Below are 24,525 nucleotides of genomic sequence, written 5' to 3'. Positions count from 1 at the left end.
CGGCGGCTGCCGGACGGTTTATCTGCTGGTTAAGCAGCAGGTTTTTGCGTTTCTTCTCCTTCTGAATCGATCCATTTCTTCACATTTTGGACGCCGATAATCTCGACTTCCTGCTTTGTATCAATTTGAACTTCTTTTACTTCTGCCCCGCGCAAATCAATGACTTGTCCTTTTTGAGGAGTCGAGATAATAACGGTATTGTGTTTTAGCCCTGCTCCTTGAAGCGTTGCAGAATGCTTGACGACAATGCCTTTACTGAAACGGGCTCCTTTATCAAATTCCAAATGGATTCCCGGTTTCGCGACCACAAATTGTTTCTTTTTCAATGCTGGTACATAGACAATATCTTCTTCTACAACGTCATCTGCAAATGTCGTCCGAATCACAACCGGATCGTGGTCACTTGCACGACCGTGCTCTTCCATGAATTGTGAATTCGTATGAACGATATCCACTTCTGTTGAAGGCGCAATGTTGTTTGTAACCAAAATATGATCAAGTACTTGTGCGTTTCCTTGGTAAGAGTATGTGAAACGTTCTTCTGCAGGTACTTTTTCGATCATATTTGTCAATTGAGAACCTTTTAAAATTGACAGTGATTCAGTAAATTCAAAATCATTAAAGTCGCCAACAAGCACTACGTTCGCATCAGGATCAGCTGTTTTCACATCCTGGACGAACCCGTTGACAACGGCGGCAATTTGCTTTCGCTGCACTTCACTGCTTAAATATGGAGGCTGGTTTTTTCCGAATAACGGCTCATCTCCACCTTTAGAATTAAAATGGTTGGCGACAACGATGACCTTTTCTCCGTTAAATGTAAATTGTGCGGCAACCGGCTTCCGGCTGTCTTCAAACGCCGCGTTGTCCGGATCAATCCGGCCCGGGTTCAACGTCAGCTTTCCATCTACGTATGCTGCCGCTTCTGTTGCCGTTCCTTTTGTGCCTTCAGCAAGTGAAACTCGTTCGGGGTTATACAAGAAACCAACACGGATGTTTCCACCTGGCTGCCCCCCATCCATTTTATCTGCCGGTGCAACATCGGTGTATACATACGTTGGTCCGCCAAGCGCTTCAATGGCAGCAATTAACGCAACCGCACTTTCTGAAGCATCTGTCGTTCCGGAATCAGCCGGCCCATCGTTATCCTGCACTTCTGTAACACCGATAATATCCGGTGACTTCATGCCGTTTACGATTCCGGCAGCTAACCGGTTCGTTTTATCTGCTCCTGAAGCAGTTGAAAAATTTTCAAGATTGTAAGAAGCAATTGTCAATCCGTCTTCTGTTGCGGTGAGTGTTGTTTCTTCACCTGTTAAACCGCCATCATTCAGCTCTGGTACTTCATCGACAAGCACTTTAAAGTTACTGTAACCGTAGCTGACCACACCAGTTACATTGCCATTAAACGAATCACCTGTTTTCGCAACAAAATCTTCATCATTTAGATCAAGGTGAATACGCTCCGGGTTGTAGTCATCTGCTGTAATACGCAGTGCGCCGGCTGTTGTATTTGTTTCAATGTTATTCGGTACAACCACGACTTCCCCGTAGTTTTGCGGCGCGACGACTTTCGGATTATTTACTTGAATAAGCATACCTTCCACACTTTCGAAAAAGTCAATGCCGTCTTGCGCCGGATCAAACGTCCCCAGTCGGTCATTGTCGATCACTTCCTTCGGCATCATTCGGTCTTCATTAAAGATGATCGGTTCAGGCAGCGCATGATTAGATTCTTTTTTCGTCACAATAGAAGCGTTAATTTCCGTGACTGGAAGATCCGTCTGCAGTTTTTCTGAATAGCCTTCAAGCACCCACTCTTTTACGGTGCCGTTCACGCTGACAAGGTCGCTTTTTGACAAGCCGTGTGCCCGCTTATAAACAAGAATTCCTTCCGATGTGCTTTCATCGTCATCTGCCTCAATGCTTTGCATATAAAAGTTATTGTTGTCCACAATATGTGTTACGACACCATCCACATTTTCGACTGTTAAATTGTTATATGGAGACGTGTGTCCCGCTCCTTGAATGTCATGAATGCGGACGATGTCTTTTTGTATCACATACGTAAATTCAGAAACGGTGCTGTCCGCTAATCCATCTTTAAATGCTTTCGCTTTGATCGTTTTATTTTCGTCGATGACAATCGGGTCTGAAAAAAGCGTACTTTCTTTTGTTGGTTCAGAGCCGTCTAGTGTATAGCGAATTTCCGCAGCTTCTGTCGATGAAGCAAGAGAGACGCCGGTTCCCGCTTCTACTACGCCCGCCGCTGGATTTGCTGTCACGGCTTGAACAGTCGATGAATCAGCTTCAATATCTTCCGTACCGCGTGGAATTAATTGATAGACGTTATTGTAGGAACCTACTGCACCTGTAATAGAATCATAGTTTGTATTTACAGCTACCAATGCTGCATCTTGCGGTCTGATTTGAAATTCATTCCCGTCTTTATCTGTTGCTGTATAGTTGCCTCCTGAAAAGCTGGCGACCGATACATTGTTTATTTTCACGAGCGTTCCTTCAGCAGCTTCTGTTAAATCAGCGGCTGTCACAGTCGACGAAGCCGGCATATCGCCGCTGCCCGTCACCGTAACCCCACCGGCTTGAACTGCAATTTCAAGCAGGGAATTATAATCGTCAATTTTCCCTTTTGCTTCAATGATATCACCGACCGCCACATTCATGCCGGAGCCATACAACACGATGCCGGCTGTCTCATCCTGGATGTACACGTTGTTTCCAAAAACAGCCGTCACCGTGCCGGACGTCCACACATCAGCACCTTCCGCTTTTTGACGGACTGCTGAAATCGATTCTTTCACAAGGTCAACCGGCTCTTCAGGTTCTTCTATGCCGTCATCATCCAGCAGTACGACAGACGTAGGGGATTTTAAGCCCGGCACAGTAAAATAAGGTTCTAGAGAGCCTGTCACTTGAACTTTTTTACCAATATTATCTGGGTTTTCTGCTAAATTAATGCCAGTACGAAAAGACGTTGTCAGCTGTACCGGCATGATTTTAGCCGGATCGGTTTCTCCTGCTTCGTCAGCGATGCCAATATTAGTGTTTTTATATCGCTCAGGATCTGTCGTATAATTACTTCCTGACAAGGCAAAACCGACAATATATCCTTCGACCGTCGCTGTCCCCGTATTACTGGCAACCGCTTCTGCAACTGTTATAGAAGCTGCACTAGCCGGTGTCTGAAATGGAAGCAGTGCGCCAATGACGAGTATAAGAGCAAATAAAACTTGTCCAATCTTTCTCATAAAAAAACCCCTCTCTGAAATGTGTTTAGTCGTCCCGGAAAGAACCTTCTTTATTGTAATCTACTTTCTATTGTAAAATAGAATCTTTACAGATAATTTAAAAAACTTTAATAAATAGGAAAAATAGGAAAAATATCATATGTATGTTTATAGGTATAAAAACCTTTTAATGATTTTGTAAATGATCAAGCTCTTTAGAATTGATCTTCTTCTCTTTGTCCATACTAAGATTAAAAATAGATGTACGGGAGGAAATCAATTTGTATAATGATCTCTGGCTTTTACAGTTTATCTTCGTTTTTTTTATCACCTTTTTTATTGTTATTCCTTTGATTTCAATATGGATTACCCGAAAAAGGAAAACGGACTAATAAAAAAGCGTTCGCCTGTACCAAATAGATACTGGCGAACGCTTTTTAATTAAAAGAACATATTGTTAACCATTTTCCGATGTGTCTTCGTTCGTTTTCGTTCTGAAAGATGAACCGCATCTGTATGACGCGATCGCATTCGGACTTCAATGGCCATTTGTGTATGGCGAGTCAAAGTCGTTAGTGTTCCTCTAGTTATGTTGTTCATTTCCGCCAGGGTTGTTGATGATGCCTCCGAGCACTGCGATCGTTAGCAAGATGTCTACGTAAGCATCGTACCTTTCCGGTGGGATCATTACCCCAAAATCCTGCAGCACCATACCAACAAGCGCGGCCACTGCGATCCACAGTCCGTAGCTTTTCCACCGTTGTTTCATGCCCCGGCCCTCCTTCGCACTTTCGGATTCCGGCTGAACATGCCCCTTCCGCTGCTGTGTCTGAGCTGGACATGCCGGTCATTACAAGATATTCGCCCGGTGCTGAGGCTACGACTGTTTGCGTCTGTTTTTTTCATTCACCCGGCTTTTCACTTCTGCGTACTAGTTTGCTGCGTTTCTTCTTGCGTTTTTTCATCGTTTTAACACCTCCAATGAGTAAAGTTGATCTAGTTGTACATATATTGTTTAGTCAATGGCAGCCCCGTCTCATTTCTCACTGACAGTTTTTATGCACAAAAAGAAGCGATTTTAATCAGCTCCTCCTTCATTCGTCCCTTATATAAATACCGATATCTACTCTTTTTTTTACGTCATCCGGCAATCCTGAACTCTCAATATATTTAAAGAATGTTTCCCGTAATATTGAATCAGCTGCCGGTAAACCATCCGCTATAGCATCCGGACATTCAACTCCACTTTGACAAGCTGCCACAGCTTTAGCTAAAGGAGCTGCAGCGGCCAATCCAGCGAGAGACGCGCACTCGTAAATTAATGCTTGATTTTCAGGCGTTACACTCGGATAATCAAAACCCGCATAAATTCCCACCCTATGATCAACCCAATTCACTCCCCACGGAATCCTTAGACCCCAAACTCTCAAGTATTTTGTTTCAGGAAGGCTATAAACGATTCGTCTAATCATAGTTTCAGCTCCTGGCAACGCCAATACCTCCTACTATTTTGGATATTCTATAATTTATTCCTAGAGCCTATAACACGATTGAGCGATCAACTCACATAACGAATATTATATAAATCAGCTTTTTTTAAACATACGCAGCGGTTTTCCTCCGTGGCTTTTTTATGTGCAGTTTATTTTTCCACCACAATGGTTAACAAATAAAACATGTAACCACTGGACAGCTCATTCAAATATCATTCCAAACCGTGCGCAAACGCTTCTTAATTTAATGCCACAAAAAAACGCCCCCCCTCAACGGATTACGAATAAACCGTTAAAGAAGATCGTTATAAATAAGCCTAAACCGCCATATTTGCGCTTGTGTTTAGTCGAATAAAATACGCCGTGCACACCTATTACCTGCGGTGATTAACCGCCCCGCCGTTTAACTTAACGGTTGGCTAACGTTAACAATTTTCCGGTGCGCCTTCGTTCGTTTTCGTTCTGAAAGATGAGCCGCATCCGCATGAGGCGATCGCATTCGGATTATCAATAGTGAAACCGCCGCCCATCAGCGACTGTTTGTAATCAACGATTGTTCCATTTAAAATCGCTGCATCGTTTTTCGCCACGACAATAGAAATGCCGTGCTGGTTTAAGTGAATGTCGCCTTCTTCAGCGGACGGTGTAAAGCCCATTCCGTATGATAACCCGCTGCATCCCCCACCGTGGACAGCTACGCGCAACAATGAACCTTCTTCTTCGTTTTGTTTCATCATATCTTTTATTTGAAAAGCCGCAGCTTCCGTAATAGTCACAACTTGTTGTTCAGACAAATGAAATCTCTCCTTTCATTTTCTTTTAGTATACGGCTAAATTCTAAAATCCTCAACTGAACCGCTCACTGATTTTTTTGTAAAAATAATTCTTTTTACCCTTAAATCCTGTATAATAAAATAAGCAAAAAGACCTTTAAATCAAACTAAGGAGGCTTTATCAATGTCAAACGTCCCTCCACTCTATAGTAAAACTATGAAATGCCCTCATTGCCAACAATCCTTTAATACGACAAAAGTCCGAAAGAGCACCATTAAAGTAACCGGGCAGGATACGGATTTGAAGCCGCTTTATGAAAATGGCCAAATCAATCCTCTTTTTTATAATGTTCATGTCTGCTTTCATTGTGGGTATTCGTTTACAGAAGACTTTACGCCTTATTTCGCGCCAGGAACAGCAGATGTCTTAAAAGCATCCGTTTCTGATCATTGGGTCGAGCAAGACTTCAGCGGGGAACGCTCCCCTTCGAAAGCAATTAAAAGCTACAAGCTCGCTCTTTATTCAGGGGTGTTAAAAAAAGAAAAACATTTAATCCTTGCCGGTCTTGCACTTCGTACGGCATGGATTTACCGGGATATGAGCCGAAAAAAAGAGGAAAAACGTTTTTTATCAATTGCAGCCCGGGAATATGAAGAAGCGTTTTCCACAGAAGATGTGACGGCGAAAATGTCTGAAATTAAAGTGTTGTATTTGCTCGGTGAGTTAAACCGGAAATTAGAACGCAAGGAAAAAGCGGTAACGTATTTTTCGAAAGTCATTGAGCGCCAGCGCAATTCAAACGAAAAACAAATTATCGAAATGGCCCGCGACCGATGGCATGAACTACGTGAACAAATGAAAACGCAGGAAGAATCTGCATAAGAAAAACCGGGTGCCTAGTGTGGCACCCGGTTTTTAGACGTTTAAAAAAGCCACGTCTCATCAATAAATGTATATATATTGGAAACAAGCTCCTCTGTCGTCGCACCGCCGACAACTTCTCCGTTTACAAGAGCAAACGGGGAATCCGAACAGCGTGTACAGTAGCTGAGACAGCCGTATTCAATTACATCAAGGTTAGAATCCCGCTCAAGCTTTTCAAATGCTTCTTGTGACCCGCTTGCTAAATTGCTGACGCAAAATTCAATTATTGGCTTCATTTTTATTCTTCACCTCACCCATTTATTGTACTACCAATTCAGCACAGAAAAAAGCGGGAAGTTTTCTTGATGTGTGTTGTATAATATGGCTATTTTCGCTATACTCGGATATGAATAAACAGATAAACTTTACATACGAATCTGAAACAGAGGGGTCATACATATGAGACATTTAGTTTTGCTTGGAGGCGGCTACGGGAACATGCGCGTACTTTTGCGATTGCTGCCGAATCATCTGCCAGACGACGTCACGATTACATTGGTTGACAAGGTTCCCTATCACTGTTTAAAAACAGAATACTATGCATTGGCGGCTGGAACCGCTTCCGATCATGAAGTCCGTGTTTCATTTCCTGAGCATGAGAAATTAAATATTGTTTATGATGAAATAACGTCCATAAACCTGGACCAAAAAGAAGTAGCCTTGAAAGCAAGCGGTTCGCTTAGCTATGATGATCTTGTCATTGGTCTTGGCTGTGAAGATAAGTATCATGGCGTTCCCGGTGCCACGGAACACACATACAGCATTCAGTCCATTCAAAAATCCCGTGCCACTTATGAGAAGCTCAACAATATGCCAGCTGGTTCAAAAATCGGTATTGTCGGCGCCGGCCTTTCTGGTATTGAGCTGGCAAGCGAGCTCCGCGAAAGCCGTCCCGACCTCAACATCAAATTATTTGACCGTGGCCCGCGTATTTTAAAAGACTTCCCGCAGCGTTTAAGCGGGTACATTGAAAAATGGTTTATCGATCATGGAGTAGAAGTCGTCAGTGATGCGAACATTACACGCGTAGAACCGGACCGGATCTACAACCACGAAGACGTGTATGAAATGGATGCGGTTGTCTGGACAGCAGGCATCCAGCCAACTCTCGTCGTTCGTGAAATGAATGTGGAAAAAGACCGCTCCGACCGGGTCGTTCTGACACCGCATCATAACATACCCGGCAATGAACACGTGTATGTTGTCGGGGACTGCGCCAGTCTCCCGCACGCCCCAAGTGCCCAGCTTGCGGAAGAACAAGCAGAGCAAATTGTCGATGTCCTTCAAAAACGCTGGAAAAATGAGCCGCTGCCAGAAACAATGCCGGAAATGAAATTAAAAGGCGTTCTCGGCTCACTCGGCAAAAAGCAGGGATTCGGTTTTGTGGCAGACCGTGCCATTACCGGCCGCGTCGCCCGCTTTTTGAAATCTGGTGTTCTTTGGATGTACAAATATCATAATGGATGACTCAAAATCTTAGCTAATATCACCTATAAAAAGGCGATATATCAAGGTTTTTAAAAAATGACTCCTAAAAACAAATAAAAAAACGCCCAAATTAGGGCGGGGAAATGGCGGGGGATTCCCCGCCATTTTTATTTTTGCTTTTCTTCTATTGATATAAGCATCCTCAACGTTCTTGGCTTGCCCTCCTCCCATGTTAAATACCCCTTCTCTTTTAATGAATCCAGATGACCTTTTACAGTTGAAGATGAAGCTAAATTTAATCGTTCACATATATCCTGAATAGCAGGAGGATAATTTTTTTCTTCTATATATAATGCAATTTCATTCAGCACTCTTTTTTGCGCCTTTGTTAGAAGGTAATTATGCATAAGCCTCTCTTCGCTTTTTCGGCTTCGCAACTGCTAAAATGTTTTCCTGCTTAAACGTCCTAAGCCCTCCGCATTTCATGCAATATGCCCGAATATACTCAGGATGAATCTTTCTTACAATGATATTGCGGTCAGTAATCACGCGATCATCTGTCATGTACATAATAACAATGGGCTTTTGTTCTTCTAATGACGCTTGAAACAGTCCATTCATTTTAACAGCCTCCTTTTTTTGTTAATTCTATTATATCGAACAAACGTTTAGAAACAAGTGTTTCGGGAACATATTTTCGTTTTTTGTTTACAGTTTAAACTCTGCCGTTTTATACTGTAGAGGAATCACTATGCGAACTAATATTCTCATTAAGGAGTGATGTTGGTGAAGAAATTATATGAGGATCGCGGAATGTTAAAATGTCGAGGATTGATCCTTGCTGAACATGCTGAACAAAATAAATTAGAAAGCGAAAAAAGAGAAAAAGAAGCACCCTCTACTTGATGAACGAGCGTTGGAGGGGATGAAAAGGATCATCATGGAATCATATCATGAGCAAAAATCGTTAAGCGGCAATCCTAAACGAGTGCATATTTAACAGATAGCTCGTACTGTATTAAAGATATTGTGGCGGTTCGATTAGATGACGGACATGACCTTGATTAAAAACAAAAAGCCCAGCATTCTCTTCGAATAGGGCTTCCTCCCTTGAGTCCCCTTCTTTTAATTTCATTAAGAAATCAAAGAAGATTATAATGGACCTGCTTAGACATCGGTAATTGGAAATTCGATCGAAAAGTATGTGCCCTTTTCAATCTCACTTTTAACATTAATCTTTCCGCCCATCCCCTGAATAATACTGAACGAAACCATCATACCTAAGCCCGTCCCCTTTTCTTTTGTTGTAAAATACGGTTCACCTAGACGATCAATTTGCTTTTGTGTCATCCCTTTTCCTTGATCACGGATTTTGATACGCAGACTATGAGGGTAATAGTCTATACCGATCTCCATCTTTCCCCCTTTAGGCATTGATTCTATTCCATTTTTTACGATGTTAATCAAAGCCTGCTCTAATTTTTTTCTGTCCCCCATGATATAATAAGACTCTTTTTTTACCAGGGATAAATCAATCTCAACATTGTTCATGTTTGCTAAAGGAATTAGGACATTGACCACATGAAGAACCTCTTCATAAATCATGATTTTCTCGTTTTCTTCAGAGGCTGGTTTTGCGAATGTTAAATAATCATTAATAATTTCTGTCGCTCTATCCAATTCTTCAATCGCAATCAAAAGATGGTACTTTGTTTCCGACGAAACATCACTTTCATGTGCAAGCTGCATAAATCCTCTGCTGGTGGTCAATGGGTTTCGTACTTCATGTGAAATGCTTGCTGCAAGGTTGCTTACCATCTCTAGTTTTTCTGCTTTCATTAACTTTTGCAATACGTCAAAATTAGTTCTAATCACTTCCAACACAGCTGTCGCGATCAACATACCAACAATATTAATTACAAAATATTGAATCCACATGCTTATTGTCAAATTAACTTCAGTAAGATGTAAAGCTGCAAAGTACGTAATAAATGTTGAAATGGACACCAGCAGGACGCTTATTATTAACTTATATTTTAAAGTCAAGCTCATGTAGTAGGTTGAAATAAGGGTTGTTAATACAAGCATAGATCCAAATGTGCAAACGGTTACGTAAAAGCCCGATCCGCCTAACAGATACCGAACTATTAAAAGCCAGAGCAGTAAAACAATCCCGTATTTTGGCCCCCCATATAACACACCCAATAGAAAAGGGATTCTTCGAAGATCCCATGTCAGGTTATCATCCAAAGAAAAAGGAAAAAGCATACATAGAACAATAGAGATAAGAGGAAAAATCACAAACCATGACTCTTTCAGCTTTTCAAGTCGATATATGTATTTCAACAAGTAAAACATTTGCATTATGAATAAGGGCAGAAGGATAAACAGAAAATTTATGAGCAGATCCCTTGTTATCAGTTCCATCACTACACCAAACTCTCGTATGATTTATAAATTTTAAAAATAATGTCATTTTCTCTAGAATAATGTATCATTCCCATTTACCGCAACTCTTTTTTAAAAGTGAATGCACACTTATTGATGTGGTCTATTTTAATAATTAAGCTTTTTAATCATCAACTTTACGGAATCTTAATATTATGTCATCCCTTCCTCTTTTATAATGAAGGAAAGGGGTGAGGACATGAAATTGTTGAAAGAAGGCATGCGGCTAAAAGAGGCACTTGATGATGAAACACGGGCCGTCTACGCTCGAGTGTGGAAAAAGTATGCAGATGAAAAAGATCTCGAAAATACACGTTGAGCATGCTCTTACTTTGTGATGAAACCGGCATCCCTCCGCTCCCTGCTGTCCAAACTTCTGATGATATTTATGAGATTGTAATTGGAATGGCAAGTTGACTGGCTGCGGCCGGTCTTTTTTGTGTTAGTTCACCTGTTATTCGGGCAATATAATTTCGAGGTGCAGCTATGAAAAATTCAGAAATGATTTTCCAATATGGAGCTATAGCAACGGTTTTAGTTATGGTCTGTATTTTTATTTATTGGCTGATTCACGAAAGGAATAAAAAATAATTCATCTAGTTACTGTATGCCCTAAGCTAGATGGGGAACACTATTCGTCAACCCTTTCACCCTGGAGCAGCCATTGTTTATTAACGGCTGCTTCTTTATCAGTCTTATTGCATATAAAGTGATTTATTAGGAATTATATCCTTTGTTAAATGATATAAGGGAGGACTTTCAGTGAAGAAAATATCGATTTATGTGACAGCTTTTATGACTATGCTTTTACTCGCGGCTTGTATGAATAACGATAATAATGCTTCAGACAAAGCGGATAATGCTCCAGTGGAAAACATGTCCACAAATGATCAAAAAGCAGACAATAACACGAACAACGATGACCAGAATTTAGACGTGGCTGAAAAGGCTGCTGACCGTGTTAAAGAACTAGAGGAAGTAGATGACGCGACAGTACTTGTAACCGATCATACTGCTTATGCTGCCGTTAATTTAAAAAATGGCACAGAAGTAAATGATGACCTGAAAAATAGAATCGAAGAAAAAGTAAAAGAAGCAGATACTTCTGTTGAGAAGGTGTATGTTTCGGAAGATCCAGATTTCAGCACTCAAATGAAGGATTATGCTGATCGGATAAAAGCAGGCGACCCCATTGGAGGGTTCTTTGATGAATTTAGCGACTCTGTTCGAAGGGTATTTCCGAGTGCTTGACTTTAAAATGCAGTAAATATCTTACTAATGAAAGCCCCGGCCAAGACCAGGGCTTTGTTATGTTTATTCCTTTGTTCCTTGGATTAACCCGCGCTCAATGGCCACAAAGATTAATCCCAGCGCATCGCTGGTGGTGAGCGTACCTTCATCCAGCTTTTTCACATGGCTTTCGTCGATGCCTCCTGGATCTTTACTGGCCAGGCGATTTAATACGATACGAGTTGAATTTTTAATTGCGGTATTAGATCGTTGATATACTTCAGATGCCAATGTAGCTTCCTCCTTTTTTGGTGCAGTACTTGTCGATGAAGTACCTGCTGGTGAAGTACTTTCCGCATTGAATGTGATGCCGTAATATTTGCATACTGTACAGGCTGTCACAAGGGCGCATCGCTGGCGGTAACTGTCCGATTTAAGCAGGGCAAGATCCTCTGTATTCGTCATAAATCCCCACTCAACCAATAAAAATGGCGCATCTGTTTCGCGGCACATGTGCAGATTCGTCCACGTCCCTGGCACAGATGGGAAAAGACCGGTTCTCCACATAGGAACTGACTTTCCGCATGATGCATAAACCTATCAAATTTCACGCACTATTTCCGCATAAAATTGATTATTCATCCTTTTATGTATATATTACCCTTTAAATAACTTTACATTATTGGTTGGATAATCATTTTTATTCATAAAATGAATAATTATTTGTATAAATATACTGACATGCGGAAAGCCCGCTTTAAAGCCAATTGCTGAAGAAAGTGTTTTATTATCAATAGCAATCATGATACCCGTCACATAGTCGGTAATCATCATGACAACGAGCGCATTAAACAACTGGTACACCCCTCCAACTAAATAGGCGAGAGCTGATAAGCCCCCGCCAACAATGGTGTTATAAAGCGTGTCTGTGTTGTGCTCCATACCGCACCTCTTTCTGAATTATTGTATTAAAAAATGCCGCCCGGAGGCGACATGGTTTTTGGATGATCGTTGCCCAATCGGCCACATTTCTATTCATTTAACACTCTCTGTGTCCATGTGAAAAGCCCTCTCATTTAATAGGAGAGGGCTTCTGTTATAAGCCGAGCGAAATATATTTCACTTCTAAAAATTCATCCATTCCATGATGCCCGCCTTCACGGCCAAGCCCGCTTTCTTTAAAACCGCCGAATGGTGCCTGGGCGACGGAAGGCAATCCGTCGTTTAAGCCGATGATGCCGTATTCAAGCCCTTCGCTTATTTCGATGGCTTCTGAAATATTGTCTGAGAATACATAAGCAGCAAGGCCAAATGGTGTGTTATTAGCCCGCTCGATCACTTCATCCACTGTTTGGTACGTGGCAATCGGCGCCAGCGGACCAAATGTTTCGTCCACCATGCAGTCCATATCATCGGTTACATTGGTGAGAACGGCCGGCGTCACAAAATTCCCATTCGTTTCGCCGCCCATTTCGACAACAGCGCCTTTTTGCTTCGCATCTTCAAGCTGGCTTTGGACTTTTTCAACTGCATCCTTATCAATAAGCGGGCCGATGTTGACACCTTCCTCTATTCCATTTCCGACACGCAATTTTTTCACTTCCGCTTTAAACGCTTCGATAAATTCTTTTTCAATGGATTCATGAACATACACACGGTTCGCGCAGACACATGTCTGTCCGGCATTACGGAATTTCGAACCGATTAATCCTTTGACCGCTTTTTCAATGTCAGCGTTCGCCGTGACGATAAACGGTGCATGCCCCCCCAATTCAAGCGATACTTTTTTCATTGTGTCCGCCGCCTGCTTCATGAGCACTTTCCCGATTTCTGTTGAGCCGGTAAACGTTACTTTCCGAACGCGGCTGTCTTCCATCCAGGCACCGGCAACAGATTTTGAATCTCCGGTGACCACGTTCAGCACGCCTTTTGGAATTCCTGCTTCATGAGCAAGTTCAACCAGCTTCAGAGCAGTAAGCGGTGTAGAAGAAGCGGGTTTCACTACGGCTGTACAACCGGATGCAAGCGCCGGACCGACTTTGCGTGTAATCATCGCAGCCGGAAAATTCCACGGTGTAATCGCAGCGACGACACCCACCGGCTGACGCGAAACAAATAAACGCTTGTTCGGATCAGATGCCGGAATGGTCTCGCCGTAAATGCGTTTTCCTTCTTCCGCATACCAGGAAATAAAGCTGTTTGCGTAAGCGACTTCACCAATCGCCTCTTGAAGCGGCTTGCCTTGCTCTTCGGTCATAATTCGTCCTATTTCTTCTTTGTTTTCTTCAATGAGGCGGTGCCATTTCATTAATAGTTCGGAACGTTCACCGGCTGTCTTTTTTGACCACGTTTTAAACGCCTTGTATGCTGCATCCACTGACTGTTTCGCTTCATATGCTCCACCTTTAGGAACCGTTGCGAAGATGTCACCAGTCGCCGGATTCACGATTTCTATTTTTTCATCTGCTGACACCCATTGGCCATTTATGTACATGCTCCATTCTTTCAAAAAGATCCTCTCCTTTTTTAAATGCATATACTATTCTATTGACTGACCGCTGCTTTTTAAACATTTTTTTTTCATTTCTCGCATTGGTGCTGAGAATAAACCGATTGATTTCTCCTTTCTTGAGAGGAGAAATTGCATTTTCAATTTAAAATCATTATAATATATGTAACGAATCGAAAGGAGCCGATGATTCATGCAAACACAAGAACAAGAAATATATGGTGAAGTACAGGAAGTGCTTGATAAATTACGTCCATTCCTACTTCGCGACGGCGGCGACTGCGAACTCGTTGATATTGAAGACGGGATTGTGAAACTTCGTCTGCTCGGCGCATGTGGCAGCTGCCCTAGTTCAACGATTACATTAAAAGCAGGAATTGAGCGTGCATTGCTCGAAGAAGTTCCTGGCATTGTTGAAGTTGAGCAAGTATTTTAATGATAAGAGCTGATCCGTAACAAGGATCAGCTCTTTTTTTAATGTCCAGCTCTAGGCGTCATCGAGGTCCACACGATGTGGGTCACAAAAGCGTTGCAGCAGGAAGCTGCGTTCTTAGCTTTTGTTCCATAAGCCCCTCTGGAGACAAAAAGCTCCTCCGTCGGTGCTTGTCTTATGCTGATCGCCGATAAACGGACGCCTTGCGCTTGGGCCCGCACGACGCGGGTCATAAAGACGTTGCAGCACGATGCCGCGTTCTTAGCCTTTATTCCACTTTAAAACTGCAGCACGTCTTTATTGATGAGTGTTTTCGGCGGACGATCGTCAAACACTGCTTCAATATTGTCACAGCATGTCTGCATCATAGCCATTCGTGTTTCTTTGGACGCACTGCCGATATGCGGAAGTGCAACAACATTTTTCATGGATAAAAACGGATGATCAGCAGGAATTGGCTCTTTGTCAAATACATCAAGACCAGCCGCAGCGATGTCCCCGGCTTCAAGCGCTTCAATCAGTGCTTGCTCGTTAATGATCGGTCCACGGCTTGCATTAATAAACATCGCTTCTTTTTTCATTTTTTGAAAGTGCTCCCGCTGAAATAAGCCTCGTGTCCCTTCATTGAGCGGGGCCAGACAAACAACAAAATCCGCTTCCTCAAGAAGTTCATCAAAGCTGCGGTATTGAGCCCCAAGCATTTCTTCTGCAACTTCATGACGTTTCCGGTTATGATAAAGAATTTCCATATCAAAACCGGCTGCTCGTTTGGCGACAGCCGTTCCAATTTTGCCCATCCCAACAATACCGATTTTTTTATGATGAACATCCGTTCCGACAAGCATCATAGGTGCCCAGCTTGTCCATTTTCCCTCTTTGACAAATTCCGATGCTTCCGTCATACGGCGCGCTGTGGCCAATAGGAGCGCAAATGTTAAATCCGCTGTTGTATCTGTCAGCACATCGGGTGTGTTGCAGATCGCCACGCCATGACGACTAGCTGATTCAAGATCAATATTGTCAAAACCAACGGCCATGTTGGCCACTACCTTTAATTGGCTGGCGTGTGAAAGTAATTCGTCATTCACGGCATCTGAAATAACTGTTAACAGCGCATCAGCCGACGCGGCTTTTTGGAGCAATATTTCTCGCGGAACCGCTTTATCTTCTTCTGTCCACATCTCAACGTGATAGGACGCAGACAGTCTTGCCACAATGTCATCTGGTACTTTTCTGGTCACATATACAAATGGCTTCACGCAGCGCACCCCATTTCAGATTATTCCGTCTTATTGTATCATTTTCGACCTGAGTATGTCACAATGAAAACGGGTATGAGAACAAGAGAAATACATATAATGATAAAAAAAGGTGTGTTGAGGATGACTATTGAAGAAAAGCGCGTCATGAGCATGTCCGAAAAAACAGCCCGCCGCTGGATCGCTGAGCGCGGCGTCAAGTTAGAAGATATCGCAGAACTTGTTGTGTATTTGCAAAAACCATATCATCCTGAGTTAAAACTTGTGGAAGCAATGGAACATGTGGAAGCCGTTCTGCGTAAACGTGAAGTGCAAAATGCGGTCTTGACCGGTATTCAGCTTGATATACTTGCGGAAAAAAAGCAGCTGGATGACCCACTTCAATCCATTATTGAGACGGATGAAGGGCTTTATGGAATTGATGAAACGATTGCGACAGCGATTATAAATGTATATGGAACGATTGGATTAACAAGCTACGGATACATTGATAAACAAAAACCCGGCATCCTTCAGTTTTTAAATGATAAATCAACCGGCCAGGTGCACACATTTTTAGATGATATCGTTGGCGCCATTGCGGCAGCAGCCGCCAGCCGCCTTGCTCACCGCGCGGCAAATACCGAATAAACGATAAAAAGAGGCTGCCTTCAACAGGCTGCCTCTTTTTATCGTTTTTCCAGCGGCTGAATCGCCGGCCCTTCAAGCACCTCTCCGTCATAAGAAAACCTTGAACCATGACACGGGCAGTCCCATGACCGCTCTGCATCATTCCACGACGTTTCACAGCCCATATGTGTACATGTTATATCAACAAGATGGCAATGGCTCTGTTCATCTTTGTAAGCGCCTGTTTTCTTCCCATCAACCATTACAACGCCGCCTTCACCGGGCAGCAGGGCATCAATATTTATTGTTGTGCTTTTCAATTTCCCGCTAATTAATTCTTTCGCGACTTTCGCATTTTCCGTGACAAATGTTTTCACATCCGCCGGCTTTACTTTCATCCGCTTCGGATCATATAACTCAGCGTATCGGTTGTCTCCCTTCATAATCAAATCAGTGATCACATTCGCTGCCACCGTTCCGTTGGTCATTCCCCATTTTGCGTAACCGGTTGCCACATATATATTTTCATGTGCCCGCCCAATGTATGGAACGCGGTCAAGCGTAATTAAATCCTGCGCAGACCAGCGATAAAGCACTTTTTTTGCTCCGAAGTGGCGGTCCGCGAACTCAGCCAGTTCTTCGTAATGACGCATCGTTTCCTGTTCGCTGCGTCCGGCTGGATGATTTTCACCGCCGATAATAAGCAGCTTTTCGCCATTTTCCATTGTTGCATACCGGACAGACCTGGATGGCTTATCTTTGCTAATATACATGCCTTCTTCAAGCTGATGTTCGCTTTTCACACCGATTGCATACGACCGTTCCGGATGCAGCTTGGCGAAGTAGGCCCCGTCAAAATCATTAAATGGAAAATGTGATGCAACGACAATATGATCGCCGATGATCTTATGCCCGTTTGTTGTTTTCACTGCCTTCCCGTCAATTGCTTCCGCCCGCGTCTCTTCAAAAATGTGGACGCGATCCGCCATATCCTTCACGAGCGCTTCTAAAAACTTCACGGGATGAAAATGCGCTTGATCCCGCATGACAAGTGCTTCTTCTACGTTAAACGGCAAATTCATCCGTGCGGATGCCCCGGCTAAGCCGCCATTAATGCCAAGCTTTTCATAGGCATCCAGCTCTTTTTCCAGCATCGGTCTCATTTCATTTGTTGTGATATACACATAAGCGTCCTGCGGTGTAAAATCGCACTGAACCTCCAGCTCATCTACGGTTTGTTTTAAAAACGAAATGGCTTCCTCATTTGCTTCGTAATAAAGAAGGGCTTTTTCTTTTCCAAACGTACTAATTAGCTCATCATAAATGAGTCCGTGCTGAGCCGTTACTTTGGCGGTCGTAAAACCCGTCGTCCCATCTGTTAATTTTCTTGCTTCAATAAGCGCAACTTTCTTTCCTTCTTTCGACAGTTTCCATGCTGTTAAAATACCGGTGATCCCACCGCCAACGACAACAACGTCCACCTTTAAATTTGTCTGCAGAGGTGTAAATGAACGTGGTGCACCGTGATCTTTCCAATAGGATATTGATTGATTTGGAATTTGCATAATGCCCTCCCTAAAAATAATCATATTCTTTGTATACCCGGGTTCGCCCATTTTTAGCCAAAAAAAAAGAAACAGCATCGCTGCTGTTTCTTACAATTCCCACTCATTTAAATTATTCCGTGTATGAGTCGGCTGGACCTCGTATCTCTTTAAAAATTCCGGCTGGGTCACGCCTGTATGAACAAGCAATGTGTCAATGCCGATGCCGATGCCGGCGCGGATGTCCGTATCATAATAATCGCCAACCATGATGGTTTCTTCTTTTGACGTGCCAAGTACAGCCATTGCCTGCTCCATAATAATCGGTTCCGGCTTGCCGATAAAGACAGGCTGTGTTTCCGTTGAAACAGAAACAACCGATGTCAGCGAACCGTTGCCTGGCATAAAGCCACGTTCCGTCGGGATGGCAATATCTCCGTTTGTGGAAATAAAGCGGGCGCCGTTTCGGACAGAGAGGCAGGCACCAGCCAGTTTTTCATATGTAATGCCTCGATCGATTCCGGTGACGACATAATCAGGGTTTTCATGAGTGACGACTTCGAGGCCCTGCTCGGTGAGTGCTTCTAAAATACCGTCTTCTCCAATCACATAAATTGTTGCGCCCGGCTTTTCGTCATGAATAAATTGAGCCGTTGCGCGCGATGTGGTGAATACATTTTCCGGTGTTGTCCGAATACCCATTTTGACAAGTTTCTCTGCCACTTGCTCTGGCGTCCGGGATGAATTGTTCGTCACAAACAAATAGGGAATACCTGCCTCGTTTAAGCGGTCAATAAATTCCGGCGCACCTGGGATAACTTGTGTGCCTGCATACATCGTGCCGTCTAAATCAATTAAATAGCCTTTATAACGTGTCATTAATTATTCTCCTTCTTCCGGTAAAAATGCAGAAACGGGACCGAGTTCGTTTTCCAAATACACGCGGACACGATTCGGAAAATCGGCCAGTTCTTTTTTGTTCGCGACGAGCACCGCCGTCAGTTCATCATGTAAAATAGAGGTGTAGTCACGGACAAGCGTTTTTCGAAGACCCATGACATCTTTCAATGGCGCCGACTGTTCCGGCAAAATCACGTTTTCATCGTCCATAATATCAATAATATCCTCATAGCTGCCGGGATCGCGCATAATAAAGCCGTCAATCATCGCATTGCCGACATCAATCACAGATTCCACAACGGTTTGAGCAATCCGTTCGAGCGCTGCTTTTTCAATGGCAGTGCCCCAAATAGGCTGCGAGTCAAACAGGGCAAGCTGCTGCTCCATAAAACGGAGCGTCGCTTCCATCTTTTTTCGGTCAATAAAGTACACAGGGCATCCATCCTTTCCGCTCCTATTGTATCATGTGGTACAATGGTTGAAAATGGACAGCGGAGGGCAGCACATGAGTGAACGTTTTTTTCTTTATGATGAAAAAGATACAACGACAACGCGATTTGTCAGCTTCGCCGGTGAGCATGCGCGGTACGACTTGGCGCTTATGCAGACGGATCGGTATTATGGCAAATCGATTGTCATTAACCTGCAGGGCAAAACGTACGCCATTATTGGACGCGATGACCTCGATGAACCTGGCTACATCGAATATGCGTTTAATATGAGCGAAGACGAAGCGGCTGAGCTAAAAGAGTTTTTATCTGAAGTGATGTAACCTGACTTCGGACGCGTGTCCGTAAAAGAAAAAACCGGCTCATTCAGCCGGTTTTTTTGATGGTGCTAGGGTGATGGGCAGCTTTTTTAAAATAAAATAGCCGCACCCGAAGTTGCAGTATTCAAGCAAGTAATCACGTACAGTGGAAAACTTGTTGTCATATGATGATTTTTTATTCATATCGTCGAAAAAGCCTTTTAACCGAAGCTGTCCATATCCCCAGTCACCGACAATGTAATCATATTTGGACAAAATGTCGCTATAGCGGGCGCGGAAAGCTTCGTCATTGAAGCCTTCCATCCGCTCTTCGACAATTTCATAGCTGTCATTTTGAATGGTAATCATTTGGCTGTCTGCGCCTCGCCCTGTTCATGTTTCGCTTTTGCCGCTGCATTGACCTGTTCGTCAGCATGGTACGAAGAACGAACCATCGGTCCTGCTTCACAGTGGCTGAATCCTTTCGACATGGCGATTTCGCGAAGCTCTGCAAATTCATCCGGATGGTAATACTTCTGCACTTTTAAATGTTTTTTCGACGGCTGCAAGTATTGGCCGATCGTCATAATGTCTACATTATTTGCACGAAGATCGTCCATCACTTCGATAATTTCTTCTTTCGTTTCGCCAAGGCCGACCATCAAGCTTGATTTCGTCGGAATGTTCGGCTGCATTTCTTTCGCCCGGCGTAAAAATTCAAGCGAACGGTCATACTTTGCCCGAGCCCGGACGCGTGGCGTCAAGCTGCGAACCGTTTCAATGTTATGGTTTAAAATGTCCGGCTTCGCATCCATCAGCATCTGCAGATTTTCTTCAATGCCGCCCATATCAGATGGAAGTACTTCAATCGATGTAAATGGATTTTTCCGGCGAATCGCCCGGACCGTTTCAGCAAATACATATGCGCCGCCATCTTTTAAATCATCACGCGCAACCGCTGTGACCACAACGTGCTTCAAGTTCATTTGGACAACAGAATCCGCTACGCGTTCCGGCTCTTCTAGGTCAAGCTCTGTCGGAAGACCCGTTTTCACCGCACAAAAACGACACGCACGTGTGCAGACACTGCCAAGAATCATAAACGTCGCCGTACGGCGGACCGCCCAGCATTCATGAATATTCGGGCACTTCGCTTCTTCACATACCGTATGTAGCTTTTTCTCGCGCATCATTTTCTTTAAACCAGTGTAATTCTCGTTCGTGTTCAGCTTTATTTTCAACCATTCCGGTTTACGCAAATATTCTTCTTTCGTGCTCATTTTTCCATCTCCAATCAGCTTACGATATACCGCTACTTTATCATAACTATCATTTGGCGGCAAAAAAAGAAATTAATAAGAGTTAAATATGCAGGTTCATCCACATTTTTAACTCTTATCATTAAACTCAATTGGGTTGAATTAAAAAAATATTATGAGGAAAAGTATGCGTTTTCCTTGCAAAAACAATGTGCCATTTATCATTTTCTTAGAATAATTCATATAATAGCTGATGAATACGTTTCCCTAATCAAAAAGACCTGTCTGTGTGGGTCAAACAAGTTCTAAATTACAGGAGCGCTGATTTATTTTTTTCAATTTACCTGCAAAAAAAAGCAATGACCAATAAGGTTCATCGCACTTATGCTCCATTTCGTGATCACCGTGTTAAAAAGCGAACATTTTCTATCCCCTCTTTTATTTGGCCGGCACTCCAATCGAATCCGGGTTGTAATAGTTTGGCACAGTGCCATGTACGAGCCCCATTGCTACTGGCAATGTTTGCTTGACCACCTTCACCTCAGATGCAAACGGCACAATGACTTGCACATTGACTTCGAGTTCGACGTATACTTCAACATAAGCTGAATTGATCCCGAACGGTTCCACTTTCGTTTTCACATTGGATGTTACGTCCCCGATTGCATGAAATCGGATTGGTATTCGCGGTCCGATGTTACCGAGTATCGCGTTGTTCGTGATCTGTCCGAATGGAATAGTATAGGCAATTCCATCTCCTTGCGCCGTCCTTTTTGCATCAATGTCAAAACCCGACATTTTTTCTAGTTCTTTCAAGTCTCCTGCCTCGGCTTGATCTAAATTTTTCTCCGCAAGATCAGTTACTTCAGCGAGCACTTTATTGATCACTTGTGCGTTGAAGGTGGTTGAGCCACCTTCACTTTCATCTGTAATCATAATATCTTTTATATCAAGATTTTCTGTAATTTCTTTACTGATTGCTTTTTGCAGCACCATCGACGCAATTTTTTCCGTTTGTGCGTCTGCATAATTTAAAAGAACGGGCTGAAGAATCCGATTAATCAGCCAGATAATAAATACAAGACCGATAATAAACAAAAGGAAAGCCATCATAAGACGATGGCGCATGGACAATTTTGACTTGCTTTGCCATTTTTTCCGCCTCACAAAAAAACCCCCTTTCCGCATTGTATGCGGGAAGAGGCATCATAACTTCAACAATTTCCATTCTAATATGTCCCGTAAAAACTCCGGCATAAAATATGTTTTCCTAGGTGCCCTATGAAGCTCCACAAAATAATGACCATACGTGAACATATCAAGAGTAGCAAGCTTATATGTCTGTTTCATATCAATTGGCTGCCCATTAATGAAAAATCGTGGTCCTTCCATTTCAATTCGGTCATATACAAACTGCCCCATGACACTGCCACGGAAACCAAGCCCTTTAATTTGCAGATGTGGCCATTTTTCATCACGTGTCTGGCGCAGCACTTCCGAAAGCTCAGCACCCGTTAATTCAATTAAGCAAGGATTAATAGGGTGAGGGAGCAGTTTATGAAGATCATACTTCGTCACCTCTCCTGCCGGCAAATCTCCAAGCACAACACCTGCGTTAAGAAACGAACAGTCCGCCTGGCACCATTCAGTCAGCGCTTCTGTCAGCATTTGGGGCAGTGGCGATGACTCAAACCAGTCGCTTGAAAGCTCCCTTTCAAGCTGCACAACTGGAATTGACAGCACTTTTTTACCTTGACTCTCAAACATCGCTTTTTGCTCCTGCTCATCAAGAGGCGCCTTCAACGACCGGTTCGTTTCAAATACACGCGCCCGCTTCGCCACAATTTGATCACTATCTGCATCGAGATCAATTTCCACATGGCCGGCAAAGTAGCCATATTTTCCCGCGGCTGCCAGCAGCGTTCCATTGACCATTTTCCCTTCATGAAAAACGTGGTGGGTATGTCCGCCGAGGATTACATCCGCTTCTGTTTCTTCGGCAAGCTTTTCGTCATCGTACATGCCAAGATGCGATAGCACGATGACAATATCTGCCCGTTTTTTCAGCATGGAAATTTGCTTTTTCAGCTCGTCTACCGGAAGCGTCACACTCCAGTCCAGCAGCTCGTAAAAAGCGGTATACTGGGCCGTTGCGGACGTGACAGCAATCGTTGTGCCGCCCGCTTGAAAAAAAGCATGCGGCACAACCCAGTCCGGACGGGTTTCACCGTTTTTTTCAAACAAATTAGCACAAATAACCGGAAATGAGGCATGGTCATACAGCCGGTTTAGCGCTTCTTTCGGCATGGTGATCCCTTCATTGTTTCCGATCGCGACTGCGTCAAAGCGGGATTCGTTCAGCAGTTCGATATTAAAAGAGCCGAGTGTTCCTTCGGTAAGAGGATGAGCCCGGTCCACGTGATCCCCAATATCAAAAGCAAACGAGTATTCTCCCGCTTCTTCATGGAGACTACGGCGCTCTTTTAAAAAATGTGCAATTCTCGGCCAATTTTCAAAATGGCTGTGCAAATCATTTGTATGATAAATATGTATCGTTTTTTTCATGTTCACTCCACCTTTAATGAATGCCCTGCCATATTAGGCGGACACCGACCAAAATCAAAACGAGACGGAGCAGCAGCACAGCCGTTTTTGAAGCGATCCGTGCATTCAGCCACGCGCCGAGCTTTGCCCCGAACCAGGCGCCCGGCACGAGCGCAGCAGCATAACCCATTCCATCGTGACAAAGCCTCCTAAAATAAATCAAGCTGGCGCGAAGCCAAATTTTCATACTGAACTCCAGCCAAATCCAAATATTGCTTCGCATTATCTGCCGCGTCGCCACCGGAATTGTTATTAAATAGTATATATACGTCTTTTGACTGCTTATGGATTTCATTTGTAAAATCAACCCATTGACGCAGCTCATGTTCATTGTATCGGTATAAGTAACGAACTTCACGCCAATTTTTCTGGCCATTTTTCCGCCAGCCTGCCCGGTTGCGCCCGTGCAGGCGGATTAATGTTTTTTCCTTATTTGTTGCTTGAAGAACAATCGGAATCGATCCGTCCCCCGCCTGCGGTTCATCACATACAGTGTGAATCCAATTTCCCTGTTCTAAAAACGAAATCGTTTTATCAAAAAATTTCGCTTTATACCATGTTTGGTTACGAAATTCAATTGCCAGCGGAACTGGCCCCATGTTTTCCCTGCAATATCGAATATACGTTACATTTTCACGCGTGCAGTCAAACCACGGTGGAAACTGGAACAGGACCATCGCAAGCTTCCCGGCTTCTACCATGGGCGTCAGCGATAAGTTAAACGCTTGAAACATCTCTTCTTTCGACTCAAAAGGAATCTCGCCGCGTTCATGTCCCGTCATTCCTTGATACGCTTTAACAACAAAGCGAAACCCATCTGGCGTCTCATCTGTCCATTTGCGCATATTCCGCTCAGGCTGCACCGCATAAAAACTTGAGTCCACTTCCACGGTTGGAAAATGCGCTGCATATTCCGTTAATTTATCACGGGAAGCCACTCCCTGCGTATACAGCGTATCGTGGTCTCCCCACCCAGTTACACCTGTATAAATCATCCGAATCACCTCGTAATACGAGTGTAGCATATTTATTTAGACTGTGTGAATCTTTGACACCTTGCCGCTGTGTTTGTTTTGATGGAAAGTCTGCTCATGATAAAAAAAGCCTGCAGGGCT

26 protein-coding genes and 1 pseudogene are annotated in these 24,525 nt (G+C 43.4%); 6 read left to right on the top strand and 21 right to left on the bottom strand.

Annotated features, from left to right (window positions below):
• Positions 1-29: 29 nt before the first annotated feature.
• The 4 genes from VQ00_RS02165 to VQ00_RS02150 form a co-directional block, all read right to left on the bottom strand.
• Positions 30-3,269, bottom strand: a complete 3,240-nt coding sequence (locus tag VQ00_RS02165; protein ID WP_046178466.1) for a DUF6359 domain-containing protein — start codon at positions 3,267-3,269, stop codon at positions 30-32.
• A gap of 562 nt (positions 3,270-3,831) precedes the next feature.
• A complete protein-coding gene (locus tag VQ00_RS02160) occupies positions 3,832-4,017 on the bottom strand; it encodes a hypothetical protein (RefSeq protein WP_046178465.1) in 186 nt (61 codons plus the stop codon).
• Positions 4,018-4,342: 325 nt separating this feature from the next.
• On the bottom strand, positions 4,343-4,738 hold the full coding sequence (locus VQ00_RS02155; protein WP_046178464.1) for a hypothetical protein: 396 nt from the start codon (positions 4,736-4,738) through the stop codon (positions 4,343-4,345).
• 428 nt (positions 4,739-5,166) lie between these two features.
• Positions 5,167-5,535 (bottom strand): HesB/IscA family protein, encoded by a 369-nt coding sequence (locus VQ00_RS02150; RefSeq protein WP_082091437.1) that lies wholly within the window; start codon positions 5,533-5,535, stop codon positions 5,167-5,169.
• 163 nt (positions 5,536-5,698) lie between these two features.
• Here VQ00_RS02150 and VQ00_RS02145 point away from each other — a divergent pair, with 163 nt between their 5' ends.
• Positions 5,699-6,397 (top strand): DUF2225 domain-containing protein, encoded by a 699-nt coding sequence (locus VQ00_RS02145; RefSeq protein WP_046178463.1) that lies wholly within the window; start codon positions 5,699-5,701, stop codon positions 6,395-6,397.
• 41 nt (positions 6,398-6,438) lie between these two features.
• Here VQ00_RS02145 and VQ00_RS02140 read toward each other — a convergent pair whose 3' ends face one another.
• A complete protein-coding gene (locus tag VQ00_RS02140; protein WP_046178462.1) occupies positions 6,439-6,675 on the bottom strand; it encodes a YuzB family protein in 237 nt (78 codons plus the stop codon).
• Between the two features lie 163 nt (positions 6,676-6,838).
• On the opposite strand from VQ00_RS02140, the gene VQ00_RS02135 reads away from it, so the two are divergent.
• Entirely contained in the window at positions 6,839-7,906 is a 1,068-nt protein-coding gene (locus tag VQ00_RS02135) for an NAD(P)/FAD-dependent oxidoreductase (RefSeq protein ID WP_046178461.1), read from the top strand.
• Positions 7,907-8,034: 128 nt separating this feature from the next.
• Here the strand turns inward: VQ00_RS02135 and VQ00_RS02130 are convergent, their stop codons facing one another.
• The 3 genes from VQ00_RS02130 to VQ00_RS02120 form a co-directional block, all read right to left on the bottom strand.
• Positions 8,035-8,274 (bottom strand): LexA family protein, encoded by a 240-nt coding sequence (locus VQ00_RS02130; RefSeq protein WP_046178460.1) that lies wholly within the window; start codon positions 8,272-8,274, stop codon positions 8,035-8,037.
• On the bottom strand, positions 8,267-8,488 hold the full coding sequence (locus VQ00_RS02125) for a hypothetical protein (RefSeq protein WP_046178459.1): 222 nt from the start codon (positions 8,486-8,488) through the stop codon (positions 8,267-8,269). The genes VQ00_RS02130 and VQ00_RS02125 overlap by 8 nt, the downstream gene beginning before the upstream one ends.
• Positions 8,489-9,034: 546 nt before the next feature.
• A complete protein-coding gene (locus VQ00_RS02120) occupies positions 9,035-10,294 on the bottom strand; it encodes an ATP-binding protein (RefSeq protein ID WP_046178914.1) in 1,260 nt (419 codons plus the stop codon).
• Positions 10,295-11,077: 783 nt separating this feature from the next.
• Here VQ00_RS02120 and VQ00_RS02115 point away from each other — a divergent pair.
• The gene (locus VQ00_RS02115; protein WP_046178458.1) at positions 11,078-11,566 is read left to right on the top strand and encodes a YhcN/YlaJ family sporulation lipoprotein; all 489 of its coding nucleotides are present in this window, start codon (positions 11,078-11,080) and stop codon (positions 11,564-11,566) included.
• Positions 11,567-11,629: 63 nt separating this feature from the next.
• Here the strand turns inward: VQ00_RS02115 and VQ00_RS02110 are convergent, their stop codons facing one another.
• The 3 genes from VQ00_RS02110 to VQ00_RS02100 form a co-directional block, all read right to left on the bottom strand.
• Positions 11,630-12,112 carry an N-acetylmuramoyl-L-alanine amidase gene (locus VQ00_RS02110; protein ID WP_082091435.1) on the bottom strand — a complete coding sequence of 161 codons (483 nt, stop codon included), beginning with the start codon at positions 12,110-12,112 and terminating at the stop codon, positions 11,630-11,632.
• Between the two features lie 90 nt (positions 12,113-12,202).
• Entirely contained in the window at positions 12,203-12,487 is a 285-nt protein-coding gene (locus VQ00_RS02105) for a phage holin family protein (RefSeq protein ID WP_052728285.1), read from the bottom strand.
• A gap of 154 nt (positions 12,488-12,641) precedes the next feature.
• Positions 12,642-14,039 carry an NAD-dependent succinate-semialdehyde dehydrogenase gene (locus VQ00_RS02100; RefSeq protein WP_046178912.1) on the bottom strand — a complete coding sequence of 466 codons (1,398 nt, stop codon included), beginning with the start codon at positions 14,037-14,039 and terminating at the stop codon, positions 12,642-12,644.
• 208 nt (positions 14,040-14,247) lie between these two features.
• Here VQ00_RS02100 and VQ00_RS02095 point away from each other — a divergent pair, with 208 nt between their 5' ends.
• Positions 14,248-14,490 (top strand): NifU family protein, encoded by a 243-nt coding sequence (locus tag VQ00_RS02095; protein ID WP_045851782.1) that lies wholly within the window; start codon positions 14,248-14,250, stop codon positions 14,488-14,490.
• A 275-nt stretch (positions 14,491-14,765) separates the two neighbouring features.
• On the opposite strand, the gene VQ00_RS02090 is transcribed toward VQ00_RS02095, so the two are convergent.
• Complete coding sequence (locus VQ00_RS02090) at positions 14,766-15,746, bottom strand: 2-hydroxyacid dehydrogenase (RefSeq protein WP_046178456.1); 981 nt, start codon at positions 15,744-15,746, stop codon at positions 14,766-14,768.
• 123 nt (positions 15,747-15,869) lie between these two features.
• Between VQ00_RS02090 and VQ00_RS02085 the strand changes: the two genes are divergently transcribed.
• The gene (locus tag VQ00_RS02085; protein WP_046178911.1) at positions 15,870-16,376 is read left to right on the top strand and encodes a phosphatidylglycerophosphatase A family protein; all 507 of its coding nucleotides are present in this window, start codon (positions 15,870-15,872) and stop codon (positions 16,374-16,376) included.
• A 38-nt stretch (positions 16,377-16,414) separates the two neighbouring features.
• Here the strand turns inward: VQ00_RS02085 and VQ00_RS02080 are convergent, their stop codons facing one another.
• From VQ00_RS02080 to VQ00_RS02070, 3 genes are all read right to left on the bottom strand, one after another.
• Positions 16,415-17,920, bottom strand: coding sequence for an FAD-dependent oxidoreductase (locus tag VQ00_RS02080; protein ID WP_082091434.1), 1,506 nt, complete (start codon positions 17,918-17,920; stop codon positions 16,415-16,417).
• Between the two features lie 90 nt (positions 17,921-18,010).
• Positions 18,011-18,778, bottom strand: a complete 768-nt coding sequence (locus tag VQ00_RS02075) for a TIGR01457 family HAD-type hydrolase (RefSeq protein ID WP_046178455.1) — start codon at positions 18,776-18,778, stop codon at positions 18,011-18,013.
• A 3-nt stretch (positions 18,779-18,781) separates the two neighbouring features.
• Complete coding sequence (locus tag VQ00_RS02070; protein WP_046178454.1) at positions 18,782-19,231, bottom strand: DUF86 domain-containing protein; 450 nt, start codon at positions 19,229-19,231, stop codon at positions 18,782-18,784.
• Positions 19,232-19,304: 73 nt separating this feature from the next.
• Between VQ00_RS02070 and VQ00_RS02065 the strand changes: the two genes are divergently transcribed.
• A complete protein-coding gene (locus VQ00_RS02065; RefSeq protein WP_046178453.1) occupies positions 19,305-19,571 on the top strand; it encodes a DUF3055 domain-containing protein in 267 nt (88 codons plus the stop codon).
• 39 nt (positions 19,572-19,610) lie between these two features.
• Here the strand turns inward: VQ00_RS02065 and VQ00_RS02060 are convergent, their stop codons facing one another.
• The 6 genes and pseudogenes from VQ00_RS02060 to VQ00_RS02040 all read right to left on the bottom strand — a co-directional run bounded on the left by VQ00_RS02060 (position 19,611) and on the right by VQ00_RS02040 (position 24,405).
• Positions 19,611-19,916 (bottom strand): YutD family protein, encoded by a 306-nt coding sequence (locus tag VQ00_RS02060; RefSeq protein ID WP_046178452.1) that lies wholly within the window; start codon positions 19,914-19,916, stop codon positions 19,611-19,613.
• Entirely contained in the window at positions 19,913-20,827 is a 915-nt protein-coding gene (gene lipA, locus VQ00_RS02055; protein WP_046178451.1) for a lipoyl synthase, read from the bottom strand. The genes VQ00_RS02060 and lipA overlap by 4 nt, the downstream gene beginning before the upstream one ends.
• 417 nt (positions 20,828-21,244) lie before the next feature.
• Entirely contained in the window at positions 21,245-21,973 is a 729-nt protein-coding gene (gene yunB / locus VQ00_RS02050) for a sporulation protein YunB (protein WP_245617995.1), read from the bottom strand.
• Between the two features lie 39 nt (positions 21,974-22,012).
• Positions 22,013-23,371: a bifunctional metallophosphatase/5'-nucleotidase gene (locus VQ00_RS02045; protein ID WP_046178450.1), complete on the bottom strand. Its 1,359-nt coding sequence runs from the start codon at positions 23,369-23,371 to the stop codon at positions 22,013-22,015.
• Between the two features lie 13 nt (positions 23,372-23,384).
• Positions 23,385-23,534 (bottom strand): annotated as a pseudogene (locus VQ00_RS18390) (sulfite exporter TauE/SafE family protein); the annotation flags it as partial.
• Between the two features lie 25 nt (positions 23,535-23,559).
• On the bottom strand, positions 23,560-24,405 hold the full coding sequence (locus VQ00_RS02040) for a DUF72 domain-containing protein (RefSeq protein ID WP_046178449.1): 846 nt from the start codon (positions 24,403-24,405) through the stop codon (positions 23,560-23,562).
• Positions 24,406-24,525 lie beyond the last annotated feature (120 nt).

The sequence above is a fragment of the Domibacillus tundrae genome (genome assembly GCF_000970675.1).
GTDB classification, from domain to species: Bacteria; Bacillota; Bacilli; order Bacillales; family Domibacillaceae; genus Domibacillus; species Domibacillus tundrae.
Note: the sequence above shows the minus strand (reverse complement) of the source record. Positions and strands in the feature narration are given on the sequence as shown.